The organism is Achromobacter sp. (genome assembly GCF_049647645.1).
Taxonomy (GTDB): Bacteria; Pseudomonadota; Gammaproteobacteria; order Burkholderiales; family Burkholderiaceae_B; genus Achromobacter.
Genome location: NZ_JBARYB010000031.1, coordinates 39,193 through 56,299 on the forward strand (window position 1 = coordinate 39,193; position 17,107 = coordinate 56,299).

General features: G+C 67.2%; 14 protein-coding genes and 1 pseudogene. 11 read left to right on the plus strand and 4 right to left on the minus strand.

Annotation, left to right across the window (positions count from 1 at the left end; all coding sequences use genetic code 11):
* Nucleotides 1-138 precede the first annotated feature (138 nt).
* Nucleotides 139-579: an NUDIX hydrolase gene (locus WBB14_RS03415; RefSeq protein ID WP_424238577.1), complete on the plus strand. Its 441-nt coding sequence runs from the start codon at nt 139-141 to the stop codon at nt 577-579.
* Between the two features lie 34 nt (nt 580-613).
* Here the strand turns inward: WBB14_RS03415 and gcvA are convergent, their stop codons facing one another.
* Entirely contained in the window at nt 614-1,501 is an 888-nt protein-coding gene (gene gcvA / locus WBB14_RS03420) for a transcriptional regulator GcvA (protein ID WP_424238578.1), read from the minus strand.
* Nucleotides 1,502-1,624: 123 nt separating this feature from the next.
* Here gcvA and WBB14_RS03425 point away from each other — a divergent pair, with 123 nt between their 5' ends.
* The 4 genes from WBB14_RS03425 (at nt 1,625) to WBB14_RS03440 (ending at nt 6,668) form a co-directional block, all read left to right on the plus strand.
* On the plus strand, nt 1,625-3,052 hold the full coding sequence (locus WBB14_RS03425) for an amidase (RefSeq protein ID WP_424238579.1): 1,428 nt from the start codon (nt 1,625-1,627) through the stop codon (nt 3,050-3,052).
* A gap of 8 nt (nt 3,053-3,060) precedes the next feature.
* Nucleotides 3,061-4,347, plus strand: a complete 1,287-nt coding sequence (locus tag WBB14_RS03430; protein WP_424238580.1) for an MFS transporter — start codon at nt 3,061-3,063, stop codon at nt 4,345-4,347.
* Between the two features lie 25 nt (nt 4,348-4,372).
* The gene (locus WBB14_RS03435) at nt 4,373-5,182 is read left to right on the plus strand and encodes an aminoglycoside phosphotransferase family protein (RefSeq protein ID WP_424238581.1); all 810 of its coding nucleotides are present in this window, start codon (nt 4,373-4,375) and stop codon (nt 5,180-5,182) included.
* Nucleotides 5,183-5,273: 91 nt separating this feature from the next.
* A complete protein-coding gene (locus tag WBB14_RS03440) occupies nt 5,274-6,668 on the plus strand; it encodes a GntP family permease (RefSeq protein ID WP_424238582.1) in 1,395 nt (464 codons plus the stop codon).
* Here the strand turns inward: WBB14_RS03440 and WBB14_RS03445 are convergent.
* Nucleotides 6,647-7,558 carry a LysR family transcriptional regulator gene (locus tag WBB14_RS03445; protein ID WP_424238583.1) on the minus strand — a complete coding sequence of 304 codons (912 nt, stop codon included), beginning with the start codon at nt 7,556-7,558 and terminating at the stop codon, nt 6,647-6,649. The two genes, WBB14_RS03440 and WBB14_RS03445, sit on opposite strands and share 22 nt — an antisense overlap.
* A 115-nt stretch (nt 7,559-7,673) precedes the next feature.
* On the opposite strand from WBB14_RS03445, the gene WBB14_RS03450 reads away from it, so the two are divergent.
* Together WBB14_RS03450 and WBB14_RS03455 are read left to right on the plus strand one after the other, a co-directional pair.
* Entirely contained in the window at nt 7,674-8,417 is a 744-nt protein-coding gene (locus tag WBB14_RS03450) for an SDR family oxidoreductase (RefSeq protein ID WP_424238584.1), read from the plus strand.
* 344 nt (nt 8,418-8,761) lie between these two features.
* Nucleotides 8,762-9,646, plus strand: coding sequence for a crotonase/enoyl-CoA hydratase family protein (locus WBB14_RS03455; RefSeq protein ID WP_424238585.1), 885 nt, complete (start codon nt 8,762-8,764; stop codon nt 9,644-9,646).
* A gap of 24 nt (nt 9,647-9,670) precedes the next feature.
* Here WBB14_RS03455 and pdeR read toward each other — a convergent pair whose 3' ends face one another.
* Nucleotides 9,671-11,668 carry a cyclic di-GMP phosphodiesterase gene (gene pdeR / locus WBB14_RS03460; RefSeq protein ID WP_424238586.1) on the minus strand — a complete coding sequence of 666 codons (1,998 nt, stop codon included), beginning with the start codon at nt 11,666-11,668 and terminating at the stop codon, nt 9,671-9,673.
* A 287-nt stretch (nt 11,669-11,955) separates the two neighbouring features.
* The gene (locus tag WBB14_RS03465) at nt 11,956-12,951 is read right to left on the minus strand and encodes a Bug family tripartite tricarboxylate transporter substrate binding protein (protein WP_424238587.1); all 996 of its coding nucleotides are present in this window, start codon (nt 12,949-12,951) and stop codon (nt 11,956-11,958) included.
* A gap of 219 nt (nt 12,952-13,170) precedes the next feature.
* On the opposite strand from WBB14_RS03465, the gene WBB14_RS03470 reads away from it, so the two are divergent.
* From WBB14_RS03470 to WBB14_RS03485, 4 genes and pseudogenes are all read left to right on the plus strand, one after another.
* A complete protein-coding gene (locus WBB14_RS03470; protein ID WP_424238588.1) occupies nt 13,171-14,946 on the plus strand; it encodes an IlvD/Edd family dehydratase in 1,776 nt (591 codons plus the stop codon).
* A gap of 8 nt (nt 14,947-14,954) precedes the next feature.
* Nucleotides 14,955-15,638 (plus strand): GntR family transcriptional regulator, encoded by a 684-nt coding sequence (locus tag WBB14_RS03475; protein WP_424238589.1) that lies wholly within the window; start codon nt 14,955-14,957, stop codon nt 15,636-15,638.
* A 123-nt stretch (nt 15,639-15,761) separates the two neighbouring features.
* Complete coding sequence (locus tag WBB14_RS03480; protein ID WP_424238590.1) at nt 15,762-16,586, plus strand: class I SAM-dependent methyltransferase; 825 nt, start codon at nt 15,762-15,764, stop codon at nt 16,584-16,586.
* A gap of 303 nt (nt 16,587-16,889) precedes the next feature.
* Nucleotides 16,890-17,107, plus strand: a pseudogene (locus WBB14_RS03485) (SAM-dependent methyltransferase); the annotation flags it as partial.

The following is a 17,107-nucleotide window of genomic DNA, read 5'->3' on the forward strand; positions in this document are numbered from 1 at the left end:
CCCCTATATACGATGCGCTCATGCCGGCGCGGCTGACAGTGTGCACCAGGGACCGGTCCGGCACTACGGGGATTTGCGCTAAGGCCGGCTTGGCGTACCCTGGCATACCCAGGCCGTCGCCACAGAAAGGAAGCCCGCATGACCGCGCCCTCCCCCCAGCGTCCCATCGCCGCCACCATCGCCGCAGTCGTCCGCGACGGCCGCGTGCTGCTGGTGCGCCGCGCCAACCCGCCAGACCAGGGCCGCTGGGCCTTCCCCGGCGGCAAGATCGATGCGGGCGAAAGCCTCCATGCCGCCGCAGCCCGAGAACTGCTGGAAGAAACCGGCGTGCGCGCCGAACCGCTGCATGTGTTCGACGCCGTCGACGTCTACGACCGCGACGACGCGGGCGCGCTGCGCCGCCATTTCATCCTGATCGCGGTACTGTGTCGCTGGCAATCGGGTGAACCGGTAGCGGGCGACGACGCCGCCGACGCCCGCTGGGTATCGCTGGAAGAACTGGACGAGCACTCGCTCGCGACCAGCTTCGGCGTGGCGGAACTGGCCCACAAGGCGGCTGCGCTGTCGGCCACGCTCTGAAGCCTCGGTATGCCGGCCGCGGATCCGGCTTTCCTCAAACCGCCACGCGTTCCAGCAGCCAGTCGCGGAACGCCTTCATCTTGCCTGACAAGGCGCCCCTGCCCGGCCACACCAGGTAATAACCGAATTCTTCCAGCCAGGCGTCGCCGGACAGCCGGATCAGGCGTCCCGCCGCCAGTTCGTCCTGCACCATCGCCAGCGGCAGCAGGCCCGCGCCCTGGCCCGCAGCCACCGCCTGCAGCAGCAGGCTGCCATCATCGAAGGCAGGCCCCCTCGGCATGCCCACATCCTCCACGCCCTGCGCCGCGAACCATAGTTGCCAGCCGCTGCGCGCCTCGTCATGCACTCGCGGCCACTCCAGCAAATCCTGCGCACCTGCCGGCATGCCCTGCTTTGCCACCAGACCGGCCGACGCCACCGGCACGACCTCGACGGTCAACACATGTTCGCTTTGCAATCCCGCGTAGCGGCCCAGTCCGTGGCGGATGGCGAGGTCCGCGCCGTCCCGGCCGAATGCGGCCAGCGCGTTGCTGGTGACGATCTGCAGATCGATCTGCGGATAGCGCGCGTGGAAGTCGTGCAGCCGGGGAACCAGCCAGGCCGATGCGAAGAACGCAGTGGTGCTGACCGTAAGCACGCGGCTCTCGGGCGGCAAGGCAATGCGGGCGGATGCGGCCAGTATCTGGCGGAAGGCGTTGCGCACCGGTGGCAGAAAACCGTGGCCTGCGTCCGTCAGCTGGATGCCGCGATTCACGCGCAGGAACAAGGCCACGCCCAGATGCTGCTCCAGCGACTTGATCATCTGGCTGACCGCGCCGGGCGTCACGCACAGTTCCTGTGCCGCATCCTTCACGGACAGATGGCGGGCTGCGGCCTCGAAGGCGCGCAGCGCGTTAAGCGGGGGCAGTCGCGAAGCGGTCATGGCGCTACCAATAAATTATTTAGTTTTTCTAATCTATTCAGGATAGAAATCGTGGTTTGTCCTGCGATTCCATAGGCTTTAATTTGAATATCTCCCGATGACTCAAAGCCAGATAAAGAATAGATGAACTATACGGAAAATATCAAGGCCGCAGCCGGCCTGCACCACCAGGACCTGCTCGCGCTCGGCGTCCTGATCCGGTCGGGCGAGGTCTCGCCGGTAGAGATCACGCTCGCCCAGTTGCGGCGCATCGAAGCCTTGGACGATGACCTGCGCAGCTATGCCCGCGTGACGGCGGCGTCTGCGCTGCAAGAGGCGCAGGCCGCGGAAACCGAGATACGCCAGGGACGCTACCGAGGCCCTCTGCATGGCGTGCCCATCGGACTGAAAGACCTGTTCCGCCGCAAAGGCGTACCGACCGCCGCCGGCACCGCCATCCACCGCGACACGCCCGCGGATCACGACGCCACGGTAGTCCGCCGCCTGCGCGACGCGGGGGCGGTGCTGCTGGGGCAGCTGCAGATGACCGAAGGCGCGTACTCCGACCACCACCCGAGCGTCGCGCCTCCGCGCAACCCATGGAACACGGATTACTGGACCGGTATTTCATCGAGCGGATCGGCGGTGGCGACGGCTGCGGGCCTATGCTTTGGTGCGACCGCCTCGGACACTGGCGGCTCCATACGCTGGCCCTGCGCCGCCACCGGGCTGACCGGCATCAAGCCCACCTGGGGCCGCGTCAGCCGCCACGGCGTATTCGAACTTGCGGCTTCCCTGGATCATGCCGGCGTCATCGCGCGCAGCGCGCAAGACGCCGCGGTACTGCTGGAGGCAATCGCCGGCCCCGATCCGGCGGATCCGACGGCACTGCAGGCGCCTGTCCCGCACTACACACAGGCAGCCGAAACCCCGGTCGGCGGCTTGCGGATCGGCGTGGATCCGGACTGGAACGCCAGTGAGGTCGATCCGCAGACTCAGCGCATGATGGCGGCGGCAATGCAGGTCTTCGAGCAGCTGGGCGCGATCCTGGTGCCGCTGCGCTTCCCCTCGGATGACGCCGCGCAGGCCGTGCGCGATTGGGCGCCGCTCTGCGCGGTGGAAGCGGCCATTGCGCACGCCCCCACTTATCCCTCGCGCAAGGCGGAGTACGGACCGGTGCTGAGCAGTGTGATCGAGGCAGGCCATGCGCTGTCGGGCCCAACCTACCAGCGCATCCTGTTGCGCCGCATGGCCATGCGCGGCCAGGTCGACGCCTTGTTCGCCAAAGTCGATGCGCTGCTGACGCCGGTGCAGCCCATGCCGCCCCTCACCCTGAATGCCGTCAGCGTGCTGGGCCGGCAACCCGGACTGGTCGAGGCGCTGCAACGCTATACCTGCGTGTTCGACATGACGGGCCATCCCTGCCTGACGCTGCCCGCCGGGCAGTGCCAGGCAGGGATGCCGATGGGGCTGCAACTGGTGGCGGCGCATCTGGGCGAGCCTGTGCTGTTCCAGCTGGGCGCCGCATTTCAGGCGGCCACGGGCTGGCACCTGCGCCGGCCAGCGATGTGAGGCCGACGATGAACATGCATGGGCAACACAGCTCCGCCTCCTCCATCGCCGGCCGGATTTTTCACGGATGGCGGGTGGTGGCCGCGGCCTTCGTCATTACCCTGCTGGGCTTCGGCAGCGCCTATTCCTTCAGCGCCTTCGTCGAAGCCTTGCAGCGCGACTTCGCCGCCACGCGCGGCGCGGTGTCGCTGGTGTTCTCGCTGGCGGGCTTCCTCTACTTCGGCTTCGGCGTGGTCAGCGGCCCCCTGGCGGATCGCTACGGCTCGCGCCGCATGGCATGGATAGGCATGCTGCTGGTGGCACTGGGGCTGGCGCTCGCCAGCGCCGCTCAGGACATGACGCAGATCTACCTGGCTTATGGCCTGGGCGTCGGGCTGGGCGTAGGCTGCGCCTACGTGCCGGTGGTAGGCGCGGTGCAGCGCTGGTTCCTGCGCCGGCGCGGACTGGCCTCGGGGCTTGCAGTCAGCGGCATAGGCGTGGGCACGCTGCTGGTGCCGCCGCTGGCTTCCGCGCTGATAGCGCTGTGGGGCTGGCGCGCCGCCTATCTGGCGCTGGCCGCAGTGGTGGCGGTCCTGGGCTGCGCGGCGGCGTTCTGGGTGGAGAACTCACCGCAGGATCGCGGCCTGCAGCCCGACGGCGATGCTGCGCCCGCCGTCACGACGACACCGTCCGCACCGGCCGGCATGCCGGTGCGCGCCGCCATCCGCAGCAAAGCCTTCGTGCTGTTGTATCTGGCAAGCATGGCTGGCGCCTTCGGCGTCTTCGTGCCTTTCGTGCATCTCATCCCCTACGCGCTGGATCATGGCATCACGCCCGCACTGGCCGTATTGCTGCTCGGCATGGTGGGCGTGGGCAGCACGGCGGGCCGGTTCCTGCTGGGCACGCTGGCCGACCGTCTGGGCCGACGCGCCTCGCTCGCCACGATGTATGCCGGCATGGCCGCAACGCTGGCGCTGTGGGGCGCTTGCGGCCAGCTCTGGACGCTGGCGCTGTTCGCCCTGGCGTTCGGCGCGTTCTACGGCGGCTGGGTCGCTTTGATGCCGGCGGTGGTCATGGATTATTTCGGTGGCCGCCATGTCAGCGGCATCATCGGCGCGCTCTACACCAGCGTGGCGTTCGGTACCCTGATCGGACCGGTGGCGGCTGGCTATGCCTATGACCTCAGCGGTTCCTATCTGCTGCCCATCATCGCCAGCGCGGCGGGCAATGCGGTAGCGGCGGCCGTCACCGGCCTGCTGCCGCGCCAAGCCGCTACGCGGGCCAGCCCGGCGGACACACGCCGGGCACTACTATAAAAGCCCCCGAAACACTTCCCGCCCCATGTTCGAGACCTACCTCTCCCGCTGGCAACTGCTGCCCGATGGCGCCCCCATCGTCACCCGCGCGGCCCGGCTGCTGCCGGTGCGGCATCGCGGCCAGCCCGCCATGCTCAAGGTCTCGCACGAGGAAGACGAGAAACAAGGCGGCGTGCTGATGCGCTGGTGGGACGGCCAGGGCGCCGCGCGCGTGCTGGCCCATGACGACGAGGCCATCCTGCTGGAGCGGGCCACGGGCACGCGCTCGCTGGCCGAATACGCCCGCAGCGGGCGCGACGACGAGGCCACCCGCATCATCTGCAGCGTGCTGAATGACCTGCATGCGCCGCGCGCCCGGCCCCTGCCCGCGCTGCGCCCGCTGGAGGAATGGTTCGAGGAACTATGGCCGATGGCGCAGGCGCAAGGCGGCCTTCTGGCGCACAGCGCCCGCCACGCCCGCGCCCTGCTCGACAGCCCGCGCGACCTGACGGTGCTGCACGGCGACGTGCACCACGACAACATCCTGGACTTCGGCGAGCGCGGCTGGCTGGTCATCGATCCCAAGCGCCTGCATGGCGAGCGCGCCTTCGACTACGCCAACATCTTCTGCAACCCGGATCTGGCCGATCCCGTGCCGCCGGTGGCCATCGTGCCCGGACGCTTCGAGCGGCGGCTGGAACTCGTTGCCGCGCAGTCGGGCCTGGAGCGCCGCCGGCTGCTGCAATGGATCCTGGCCTGGTGCGGGTTGTCCGCCGCCTGGTTCATGGGCGGCGGCGAGGATGCCGCGATCGACCTGGACATTGCCCGCCAGGCGCAGGCGCTGCTGGAACGCTGAGTCCCGGTCCCTGTAAGCAAGACATCTGGTTCGATGCGGTAAGGTGTAGGCCCTGTTCCCACCCCTTATCTCTTCATTCCTGGAGTATCGAATGACCGGATTGTTCATCGTGGTGGCGGCGCTGGCATTTCTGATGCTGGCGGCGTATCGCGGCTACAGCGTGATCCTGTGCGCGCCCATCGCGGCCATGGGCGCGGTGCTGCTGACCGACCCGTCGGCGCTGGCGCCCGTGTTCTCGGGCATCTTCATGGAACGCATGGCGGGCTTCGCCAAGCTCTACTTCCCGGTGTTCCTGCTGGGCGCCGTGTTCGGCAAGCTGATCGAGCTGTCGGGCTTTTCACGCGCCATCGTGCAGGCGGTGCTGCGGCTGATCGGCGCCGAACGCGCCATCATGGCCATCGTGCTGGTCTGCGCGGTGCTGACCTACGGCGGCGTGTCGCTGTTCGTGGTGGTGTTCGCGGTGTACCCGTTCGCGGCCGAGATGTTCCGCCAGGGCGGCATCCCGAAGCGGCTGATGCCCGGCGCGATCGCCCTGGGCGCGTTCACCTTCACCATGACGGCGCTACCCGGCACGCCGCAGATCCAGAACATCATCCCCACCACCTTCTTTGAAACCACCACCTGGGCCGCGCCCTGGCTGGGCCTGATCGGCGCCTGCTTCACGCTGACCGCCGGCATCGCCTATCTGGAGTGGCGGCGCAAGCGCGCTGCCGCCGCCGGCGAGACCTACGGCACCGAGCTGCGCAACGAACCGGTCACGCCACCCAGTGAACGCGAGCACCATCCGCTGATCGCGTTGCTGCCGCTGGTGGTGGTGGGCGTCGCCAACTACCTGCTCACGCGCTGGATACCGGGCTGGTATCCGGCCGGCTCCGAAGTCGCGCTGCCGGGCCTGCCCCAGCCCATGCCCGTCAACGCCGAAGACCAGGTCGCGCTGTGGGCGGTGATGGGCGCGCTGATCGCGGGCATCGTCACCATCCTGTTGTTCTCGTTCCGCGGCATCAAGGCGCATTTCGCCGAGGGTAGCAAGAATGCGGTGTCGGGCGCCCTGCTTGCCTCGATGAACACCGCGGCCGAATATGGCTTTGGCGGCGTGATCGCCGCCCTGCCTGGATTCCTGCTGGTTGCCGACGCGCTCAAGGCGATCCCCGATCCGCTGGTGGGCGAAGCAGTGGCCGTGACCGCGCTGGCCGGCATCACCGGCTCGGCCTCGGGCGGCATGAGCATTGCGCTGGCCGCCATGGCGCAGACCTTCATCGACAGCGCCCACGCGGCGGGCATCCCGATGGAAGTGCTGCACCGTATTGCCGCCATGGCCAGCGGCGGCATGGACACGCTGCCGCATAACGGCGCGGTCATTACCTTGCTGGCGGTCACGGGCCTGACGCACCGCCAGTCTTATGGCGACATCTTCGCCATCACCCTGATATCGACCGCCTCGGTTTTCCTGGCGATCGCGGTGTACTACCTGACCGGCATCGTCTGAGCCAGGCCGGCGGCGATGATCTCCGCCAGCCATTGCGTAAAGACGCGCACCCGCGCCGACACCTGGCGGTTCTGCGGATACAGCACCGACACGGGCATGGGCGCGGGCGGCGCGCCGGGCAGCACGATCTTCAGTTCGCCCGTGGCCAGCTCGCGCTCGACGCGGTAACGCGGCACCTGCACCAGGCCCAGGCCGGCCAGCGCCGCGCTGGTGTAGAGCTCCGCGCCCGTGACGCTGACCACGGCCCTGGGGCGCATCTGCACATTCTTGCCCTCGACCATGAAGTCCAGCGGCATGCCCCGCCCCGTGGCGCTGGACAGATAGTCGACCGCGCAATGGCCTTCCAGGTCCTCCAGCCGCATGGGTATGCCGAAGCGCTCCAGATAGGCCGGGCTGGCCACCGTCACCTGCGGCATCAGCGCGATCTGGCGCCCGACCAGCGACGAATCCTGCAGCATGCCGGTGCGCAGCACGCAGTCCACCCCTTCGCGCACCAAGTCGACCAGGCGGTCGTCCTCGCCTAGCTGCAGCACGATGTCGGGGTAGCGTTCCAGGAACGCGGGCAGGCCCGGCATGACGAAGAACCTGGCCAGCGTGCCCTGCGCATTGACCCGCAACAAGCCTTTGGGCGAGGTATCCAGGAAGGCGCCGTCGGCCTCTTCCAGATCCGCCAGCAGCCGCACGCAGCGCCGATAGTGGGCCTCGCCGTCATGCGTGAGCCGCACCTGGCGGGTGGTGCGCTCCAGCAGCCGAGCGCCCAGGCGCGCTTCCATCCGCTTGACCAGATTGGTGACCGTGGGACGGGGGATCTGCAGGTCCTCGGCCGCCTTGGAAAAGCTGCGCCTTTCGGCGATCCGCACGAACACCTGCATTTCCTGGAACCGGTCCATCGCTATGCGCCTATTATTAATGGAAATGAAATTATGTTAGCGAATATAGAGTAATTATCTTCCTTCTGGAATAGTTCATGATACGTCTCACCCCTTACGCAACCGGAGATACGACATGAATACCCAGGCCACGCAACGCATCGCGCTCGTCACCGGCGGGTCGCGCGGCATAGGCGCCGCCATCGTCCGCCGCCTGGCGCGCGACGGCCACGCCGTCGCCATCAACTACGCCTCCAGCGCCGCCGAAGCCGAGGCCCTGGCCAATGAAATCCGCGCGGCCGGCGGCCGCGCCCTGGCGGTGCGCGCCGACGTGTCGCGGGCGGCCGAGGTGCGTGCCATGTTCGACCAGGTCGAAGCCGGATTGGGCCGCATCGACGTGCTGGTCAACAGCGCCGGCATCCTGAAGATGGTGCCGCTGGCCGAGACCAGCGACGAGCTCTACGAACAGACCTTTGGCATCAACACCCGCGGCACCTTCAACACGCTGCGCGAAGCCGCCACGCGGCTGGCCGACGGCGGCAGCATCGTCAACGTGTCCAGCACCACCATCGCACTCAACCTGCCGAACTACTCCGTCTACATCGCCAGCAAGGCGGCGGTGGAGAGCCTTACCCAAGTACTGGCCAAGGAGCTGCGCGGCCGCCGCATCACCGTCAACGCCGTGGCGCCCGGTCCCGTCGCCACCGAACTCTTCCTCAACGGCAAGAGCCCCGAGCTGATCGAGCACTACGCCAAGATGCCGCCGCTGGAACGCCTGGGCCAACCCGAGGACATCTCCAATGTGGTGTCGTTCCTGGCAGGCCCCGACGCCGGCTGGGTCAACGGCCAGATCCTGCGCGCCAACGGCGGCGTCGCCTGACTCGGCGTATTCCGCAACTACAAGATGCAAGCCCGCGCGGCCGCCCGGCCGCGCCCTTCCTCATCCCTACGCATGAGCGCGCAGCCTACGGCGCGCGCGCGGCGCATCGCCCCGATCGCCGCGAATTTGCGTGTATCCCTCATCCGTTTTACCCATGCCGCCATCGCCTGATGGGTTGAGCGGCCACGCGCGCTGATTGCTTTTCTCCACTGATCACTCGGGCCTTTGACTTACGGACAAGTCTGGCCAGCTGGACGAGGTTTGCATGAGACGGAAGCCGGAAGGTCTGTATTAGGCTGACCCCGTAGTACTCCGACTCACCTTGATCAATTGGACGAAAGTAAATGAATCAACTCATTCATCCGGATTGCCACCCCTTCACCGCCGCGGGCAACCTGAAGCAGCTCTCGGCGTTCTACGAGGAGGGACGCCGGGTCATGTGGATGATGCTTCGCGCTCAACCGCGTCCGTGCTTCAACCATGAACTGATCGACGAGATCATGACCCTGGCGCGCGCCGCCAAGGACTCCGGCCTGCCCATCGACTTCTGGGTCACCGGCTCGCTCGTCCCTCAGATCTACAACGTGGGCGGCGACCTGAATTTCTTCGCGGAAGCCATACGCACCGGCAAGCGCGAAGCGCTGCGGGCGTACGCCCGGGCTTGCGTGGATTGCGTGCATGCCGCCACCCGCGGCTTCGATACCGGCGCGATCTCGCTGGCGATGATCGAGGGCACGGCCCTGGGCGGCGGCTTCGAGGCCGCGCTGGCCCACCACTTCGTGCTGGCGCAGAACACCGCCCGCATGGGCTTTCCCGAAATGGCGTTCAACCTCTTCCCCGGCATGGGCGGCTACTCGCTGGTGGCGCGGCGCTCTGGCATGAAGCTGGCGGAAGAACTCATCAGCACCGGCGAATCGCACACCGCCGAATGGTTCCATGGCAAGGGCCTGGTCGACGTGCTGTTCGAGCCGGGCGACGCCTACAAGGCCACGCGCACCTTCATCGACGTGATGCGGCCCAAGCTCAACGGCATGCGCGCCATGCTGCGCGCGCGCCAGCGCGTGCTGAGCCTGCCGCGTTCGGAGCTGATGGACATTACCGAGGACTGGGTCGAAGCCGCCTTCTCGATCGACCCAAAGGACCGCGCCTACATGGAGCGCCTGGTGATGGCGCAGAACCGCCGCACCTCTTCCAGCGCGGAATCCGCGCTGGAAGCCACCATGCATTGATGCGGTAATGTGAAGCCGGCTGCCTCAGGCGATGAGATGCAGCCGGCGGCGCTGGGCCAGCCAGGCGGTGAGTTCCGCCGCCGGCATGGGCTTGGCGTACAGGTAGCCCTGCTTGGCGTCCACGCCCAGGGTGTCCACGAAAACCGCCTCTTCGGCAGTTTCCACGCCCTCGGCAATCACCTTCAGCTCCAGCGTGCGCGCCACGGCCACGATGGCGCGCGCCAGCGCCTGCGACACCGGGTTCTCGTTGACGCCGCGCACGAAGCTGGCGTCCAGCTTGATCGCGTCCAGCGGAATACGGGCGAGCTGCGACAACGACGAATAGCCGGTGCCGAAATCGTCCAGATGGACGCGCGCGCCCAGTTGCCGGAATTGCTTGATCAGCTCGATGGCGGCGCCTTCGTCGTCGATCAGGCAGCTTTCGGTCAATTCGATATCGAGCAGGCAAGGATCCAGGCTGGCATCGCTGATGGCCCGCATGAAGTCGCTGACCACGCCCTTGTCGTTCAATTGCCGCGCCGACACGTTGATGGCGATGCGGATGTTCAGGCCGTCGCGCTTCCAGGCCGCGGCCTGCCTGGCCGCTTCGCGCATGACCCACACGCCTAGCGGCGAGATCAGGCCCGATTCCTCGGCATAGGGAATGAAGACGTTGGGGCCGACCATGCCGCGCTCCGGCGAGCGCCAGCGCACCAGGGCTTCGACCCCGTCGACCTCGCCGTTGCGCCCCGCCAGTTTGGGCTGGTAGTACAGCATCAGGTGGTCTTCGGCCAGGGCCTTGCGCAGATTGGTGTCCAGCCAGACGTAGTCCGCGTTGCGGCGGTCCATCTCGGGCTGGAACACGCGGTAAGTATGACGCCCCGCTTCCTTGGCCACATACATGGCGATGTCGGCGCTGCGCACCACGCTGTCCAGGTCGGCGCCGTGCTCGGGGTACATGGCGATGCCGATGGAGCAACTGGTGTAGACCTCGATCAGCCCCTGGCGGAAAGGCTCCCGCAGGCGCTCGATGATGCGCTGCGCGGTGGCCTCCAGCTCCCAGGCCTGGGCGGATTCGTGCAGCACGATGAATTCGTCGCCGCCCAGCCGCGCCAAGGTCTGGCCTTCGGCCAGGCAGGACGAGATCGCTACCGCCACCGACTTGAGCAGGCGGTCGCCAAAGCCGTGGCCGTAGTGGTCGTTGATGCGCTTGAAATTGTCCAGGTCCAGGAACAGCACGCCGCCCCGCCCGTCCTGGCCCGCCGCCAGCGCCGTCTTCAAGCGCGTCGTGATCGCGTGGCGGTTGGGCAGGTTGGTCAGCATGTCGGTGTTGGCCAGCACCCGCAGGCGCTCCTGCGCCTGGCGTTCCTCGGTGATGTCGGTGCCCGAGCAGATCAGGTAGACGCGCTTTTCGCCGCTGCCGCTGGTGACGAACTTGTTGCGGAACAGGAAGAGCCGCGGCCCCTTGACCGTATTGATGAGGCGCTCGGCCTCGTAGGACTGCCCGCGCTTGTAGAACTCGGCGATATTGCGGCGCGAGGCGATCGCCTCTTCGCGCGTCATGAACATCTCGAAGACGCTGCGGCCGATGATGTCCTGCTCGCGCTTGCCGGTGTATTCCTCGCTGAGCTTGTTGAAACGCTGCACGCGGCCGTTCTGGTCGACGATGACGATGACCGAGTTGGCCTCGGACACCACGGTCTCGGCAAAGGACAGGCCTTCGACCAGGTCCTTGGCCACGGATTCGGTATCGGAATGCGCGGATGCTGTGCCCGCCCATTCATTCGGATTGATCTTGCGGCCCACCAGATGGAGCCGCAGCATGTCGCCGTACAGCGAGATGTCGATGCGCACGCTGGAAGTGATGCCCGTCAGGCTGCGTATCGTCTCGGCCTGTTCCGGGCGCAATGCCATCGCGATGTTGGCGGCGCCCTTGACCGCTGCAAGTTCGAACGCGTCGCTATCGGCGGACAGGCGCCAATAAGGACTATGCGTACCGAAATGCGTGTACAGAATCGACTTTTCGTCTTGGTCGTCTGTCATTGTTATCCCCCTTCTGCCGCCCTGGGAAGGCCCGCAAAGTACATTACGGCCTAGTCTATTCGGGGTCAACCACTGTATACAATCTCGCGCAGCCTTTATTGCGGTTTATTGCGTCCCCATTGGCGGTTCATAGCGCAAATCTTTGCATGTGCAGCTTTTTCAGTGCGTCTTCCGCACCAGGCACGCAAACCTTGTTGCGTCTTTCGGCCCCCCGCGCGCAAACAAAATCGCCGGGAGTTCCAAGCGGAACTTCCGGCGTGTGACGTAAAGCCGCAACCTTGGGAGTATTAGTCCCCCTTCACGCCTGCTTCGTCGATGACTTTGGTCCAGCGCGCCAGCTCCGCCGAAATGCGGGCGCCAGCGTCGGCCGGCGTAGTCCAGGTGGCGATCGCGCCCTGGTTCAGCAGCGAGGCCTTGACCTCGGGCTTGGCCAGGATTTTCTTCAGCTCGCCGTTCAGGCGCTCGATCACGGGCGCCGGGGTATTGGCGGGCGCCACGATGCCGAACATCGAACTGACCTCGAAATCCTTCAGGCCCGCTTCGGCCGCCGTCGGCACATCCGGCAGCGCGTCCACGCGCGCAGCCGACGTCACCGCCAGCGCGCGCAGCTTGCCGGCCTTGATGCTGCCCTGCGCCGCGGGCACGGTTTCGATCATGCTCAGCACTTGGCCGCCCATCAGGTCGGTCATGGCCGGACCGCTGCCCTTGTAGGGCACGTGCAGCACTTCCACGCCGGCGGTGCGCTTGAACATTTCCGCGGCCAGATGCTGGGGCGAACCGTTGCCGGCCGAACCCATGGTGATGTAGCCGGGCTTGGACTTGGCCAGCGCAATGAACTCGGCCAGCGTTTTCGCCTGCACCGACGGGTTCACCACGAACACCAGCGGCACCGTGCCCACGATGGATACCGGCGCGAAGCTCTTCTCAACGTCATAGGTGACGCGGCCGCGGTACAGGGCGGCATTGATGGAATGGCTGGTCAGCGCACCCATCAGCAGCGTGTAACCGTCGGGCTGCGCCTTGGCGACCTGGTCCGCGCCGATGTTGCCGGCGGCGCCGGCCCGGTTCTCCACGATCACCGACTGGCCAAGCGCACCGGTCAGTTCCTGCGCCAGCACGCGGCCGATCACGTCGGTCGCGCCTCCGGGCGGGTAAGGCACGATCATGCGGATGGGCTTGTCGGGGTAGGCGTCGGCGGCCAGGGCGGGAGCGGAAGCGCTGGCGCACAAGGCCAGCAGGGAAAACAACACGGCGCGGCGCGGCCGCAGACGCAGGTCTGACATGTAGGTCTCCTGCCGGGATGGGTATAGGAATGAAACGGACGCCCGGCTCGTCAACCGCGCCAGTGTAGGTGTCGAAACTTGATTGAAGAATCAGAATTTTTCTATCGACTGATCAACCAATAAGATCAATTGAACGACATTGATAAATCGCTTGCGGCCGATTTCAAAGGCTGGATATGATGCCGCCATTGGATTATCAATAATATTATCGAGATCAAAATGAAGGACGAGACCAAGAACGGCGCAGCGGCACCGGGCCCTTTCGACAGTGCAGGCACGGCCGCGCGCGGCGTGGCCCGCGGGCTCACCAACTACGGCGACACCGGTTTTTCGCTGTTCCTGCGCAAGGCCTTCATCAAGGGCGCAGGCTATACCGACGACGCCCTGTCGCGTCCCATCATCGGCATCGTCAACACGGGCAGCAGCTATAACCCCTGCCACGGCAACGCCCCGCAGCTGATCGAGGCGGTCAAGCGCGGCGTCATGCTGGCGGGCGGCCTGCCCATGGACTTCCCCACCATTTCGGTGCACGAGAGTTTCTCCCAGCCCACCAGCATGTACCTGCGCAACCTCATGTCGATGGACACCGAGGAAATGATCCGCGCCCAGCCCATGGACGCGGTGGTGCTGATCGGCGGCTGCGACAAGACCGTGCCGGCCCAACTGATGGGCGCGGCTTCCGCCGGCGTGCCGGCCATCCAGCTGGTCACGGGCTCGATGCTGACCGGCTCGCACCGCGGCGAGCGCGTGGGCGCCTGCACCGACTGCCGCCGCTACTGGGGCCGCTACCGCGCCGAAGAGATCGACGCGGCCGAGATCGCGGATGTGAACAATCAGCTGGTCGCCAGCGTGGGCACCTGTTCCGTGATGGGCACGGCCAGCACCATGGCCTGCATCACCGAAGCCCTGGGCATGATGGTGGCCGGCGGCGCCTCGGCCCCGGCCGTCACCGCCGACCGCGTGCGCGTCGCCGAGAAAACCGGCGCCACGGCCGTGGCCATGGCCGCGCAGCGCCTGACGCCGGACCGCATCCTCACCGGCAAGTCCATCGAGAACGCCCTGCGCGTGCTGCTGGCCATCGGCGGGTCCACCAACGGCATCGTGCACCTGACGGCCATCGCCGGCCGCCTGGGCATAGACATCGACCTGGCCGGCCTGGACCGCATCAGCCGCGAGACGCCCGTGCTGGTGGACCTGAAGCCCTCGGGCCAGCACTACATGGAAGACTTCCACCACGCCGGCGGCATGCCGGCGCTGCTGCGCGAGCTGCGCCCCTACCTGCACCTGGACGCGCTGACCGTGTCGGGCCGCACGCTGGGCGAGGAACTGGACGATGCTCCTGCCGCCTTCCCGCAGGACGTGATCCGCACGGCGGCCTCGCCCATCTACCCCGTGGGCGGCCTGGCCGTGCTGCGCGGCAACCTCGCCCCGGGCGGCGCCATCATCAAGCAGTCCGCCGCCAACCCCGAGCTGATGGAGCACGAGGGCCGCGCCGTGGTGTTCGAGGACGCCAAGGACATGGCGCGACGCATCGACGACGAGGCGCTGGACGTCACCGCCGACGACATCCTGGTGCTCAAGCGCATCGGCCCGACCGGCGCGCCCGGCATGCCCGAAGCCGGCTACATGCCCATCCCCAAGAAACTGGCGCGCGCCGGCGTGAAAGACATGGTCCGCATCTCCGACGGCCGCATGAGCGGCACGGCGGCCGGCACCATCGTGCTGCACGTCACGCCCGAAGCCGCCATCGGCGGCCCGCTGGCTTACGTGCAGAACGGCGACCGCATCCGCCTGTCGGTGGCCAACCGCGAGATCGCGCTGCTGGTGGATGACGCCGAACTGGCGCGCCGCGCCGCGGCCCAGCCCATGGTCCGCCCCACGGCCGAACGCGGCTACCGCAAGCTGTTCCTGCAGACCGTGACCCAGGCCGACCAGGGCGTGGACTTCGACTTCCTGCGCGCCGGCGTCACGCACGACACCGTGCCGAAGAAGTAGGCAAGCCCATGGACGCCGTCACGCCCGACGCCTTTCAAGCACAGGTCCAGGACGCCGCGCTGGCCGCGGTGGCCATCCTGGAAGAAGACATCGTCTTCGGCCGGCTGCACCCGCGCCAGCGCCTGACCGAAGACGAACTCATGGCGCGCTTCGCCCTGAAGCGCCATGTGGTGCGCCAGGTCCTGGCCGACCTGGAGGCGCTGGGCGTGGTGGAGAAAAAGCGCAACATCGGCGCGGTGGTGCGCGCCTACTCGGTGCGCGAAGTCATGGAGCTGTACGCGCTGCGCCAGGTGCTGGAAGTGCATGCGGCCAGCCAGATCCCGCTGCCCGTGCCGCAGGCGCGGCTGACGGCGCTGGTGGCCGTGCAGCGCGAACACGATGCGGCGGTCGCCGACGGCGACGCGCGCGGCGTGTTCCGCAGCAACCAGCGCTTTCACCGCGAATTCTTCGGCCTGCTGGACAACGCGGTGCTGGGCCAGGCCATCCAGGAATACGCCCGCCGCACCCATCCCATCCGCTTTGGATCGCTGGCCGCCGCCGGCTACCGCGAACGCGCCCGCCAGGAACACTGGGCCATGATCCACGCCCTGCGCGACGGCGACCGCGAAGCCTTGATGGCGCTATGCCGCGAGCACCTGCTGCCGTCGCGGGATGCCTATCTGGCGGCGGAGCAGGCGCGGTTGGGAGCATAGGCCCATGCCGAGCGTCTGTCGCCAGGCGGTCTCGCCACGCCTAAAATTGAGTTTCCCAGCCGCCGAACGCGGCTGCGTTCAGTCTGAAGACCGCCCCGCGCGGCCGCTTTGGAGTCGAACATCATGAACACGTCCACTGGCGATCGAGTCTTCTCCGGATCCATCCCGCAGTTCTATCAGCGGTACATGGTTCCCCTCATCTTCGAACCCTATGCCATAGACCTCGCCCGGCGCGCGGCGGCGCTGCGTCCTGCGACCGTCCTGGAAATCGCGGCGGGCACGGGCGCGGTGACGCGGCAGCTCGCGGAGCAGCTGCCCGCCGCCACGGCCATCGTCGCGACCGACCTCAACCCGGCCATGCTGGAGCAGGCCCAGGGCCTGGGCGCCAGCCGCGCCGTGAGCTGGCGCCAGGCCGACGCCTTGCAGCTGCCTTTTGAGGACCAGGTTTTCGATGCCGTGGTATGCCAGTTCGGCTACATGTTCCTGCCGGACAAGGCCGCCGGCTTCGCGGAGGCCCGCCGGGTCCTGCGCCCCGGGGGAGCGTTTCTGTTCAATGTCTGGGACCGCATCGAGGACAACGCGTTTGCCGATACCGTGGAACAGGCCCTGGCGCGGCTGTTTCCCGGCGATCCCCCCAAGTTCATGAGCCGGGTGCCCCATGGCTACTACGATGCGGCCGTCATCGCCGCGGATCTTGCCCGCGCTGGATTCACCGGACAACGGGCGTTGGAAACCGTCGCCTTTGAAAGCCGGGCGGACACGCCGCAGATGGCCGCGATCGCCTACTGCCAGGGGACGCCGCTGCGCAACGAGATCGAGGCCCGCGGCGCGGATATGCTGGAGCAGGCCATCAACATCGCGACCGATGCGCTGCGTGCACACTACGGCGCGGGGCCCATCGCGGGAAAGATCCAGGCGCATGTGATCACGACGCCGCGCAGCACATAGCTGCGCGACGGCCGCGGAATGAACCGGCGGCGGGCAGCCATTTGTCCCCGCCGCGCCGTCCGGGTTAAGCTTGCCACCCTCTCCCACATCCACCGGAGCACTCAGAGTGAACAAGTAAATGCCGGGATGCCCACGCATCTTGCCTCCCCTCGCTGCCTGGCGCGCGAGCCGCATTGCTTGTTCCATTCTGATGTCTTGCAGGTCCCGGCCCCTATCGGCGCGCCGCGTCCCGCTCTTGCAAGGCACAGACTCGCGGATTGCGCGTCCATCGGCAGTTTTCCCCATCAGCAGAAGGAAAACACAATGCCTGCCCCGCAGACTGACACTATCGATATCTACCATCACAACCGCACGGCCTGGGACCGCCAGGCCGCGCAGCAATGCGCCTGGTCGCAACCGGTAAGCGCCGAAACCATCCAGGCCGCGCGGCGCGGCGACTGGCAGGTGCACCTCACGCCGCGCGCCCTGCCCGCGGACTGGCTGCCGGCCATGAACCCGGCGCCGCGCATCCTGTGCCTGGC

Excerpts from the sequence above, each read along its gene's own strand:
- WBB14_RS03415 (WP_424238577.1), top strand. The coding sequence starts at position 139 with ATGACCGCGCCCTCCCCCCAGCGTCCCATCGCCGCCACCATCGCCGCA.
- gcvA (WP_424238578.1), bottom strand. The coding sequence starts at position 1,501 with ATGACCGCTTCGCGACTGCCCCCGCTTAACGCGCTGCGCGCCTTCGAG.
- WBB14_RS03425 (WP_424238579.1), top strand. The coding sequence starts at position 1,625 with ATGAACTATACGGAAAATATCAAGGCCGCAGCCGGCCTGCACCACCAG.
- WBB14_RS03430 (WP_424238580.1), top strand. The coding sequence starts at position 3,061 with ATGAACATGCATGGGCAACACAGCTCCGCCTCCTCCATCGCCGGCCGG.
- WBB14_RS03435 (WP_424238581.1), top strand. The coding sequence starts at position 4,373 with ATGTTCGAGACCTACCTCTCCCGCTGGCAACTGCTGCCCGATGGCGCC.
- WBB14_RS03440 (WP_424238582.1), top strand. The coding sequence starts at position 5,274 with ATGACCGGATTGTTCATCGTGGTGGCGGCGCTGGCATTTCTGATGCTG.
- WBB14_RS03445 (WP_424238583.1), bottom strand. The coding sequence starts at position 7,558 with ATGGACCGGTTCCAGGAAATGCAGGTGTTCGTGCGGATCGCCGAAAGG.
- WBB14_RS03450 (WP_424238584.1), top strand. The coding sequence starts at position 7,674 with ATGAATACCCAGGCCACGCAACGCATCGCGCTCGTCACCGGCGGGTCG.
- WBB14_RS03455 (WP_424238585.1), top strand. The coding sequence starts at position 8,762 with ATGAATCAACTCATTCATCCGGATTGCCACCCCTTCACCGCCGCGGGC.
- pdeR (WP_424238586.1), bottom strand. The coding sequence starts at position 11,668 with ATGACAGACGACCAAGACGAAAAGTCGATTCTGTACACGCATTTCGGT.
- WBB14_RS03465 (WP_424238587.1), bottom strand. The coding sequence starts at position 12,951 with ATGTCAGACCTGCGTCTGCGGCCGCGCCGCGCCGTGTTGTTTTCCCTG.
- WBB14_RS03470 (WP_424238588.1), top strand. The coding sequence starts at position 13,171 with ATGAAGGACGAGACCAAGAACGGCGCAGCGGCACCGGGCCCTTTCGAC.
- WBB14_RS03475 (WP_424238589.1), top strand. The coding sequence starts at position 14,955 with ATGGACGCCGTCACGCCCGACGCCTTTCAAGCACAGGTCCAGGACGCC.
- WBB14_RS03480 (WP_424238590.1), top strand. The coding sequence starts at position 15,762 with ATGAACACGTCCACTGGCGATCGAGTCTTCTCCGGATCCATCCCGCAG.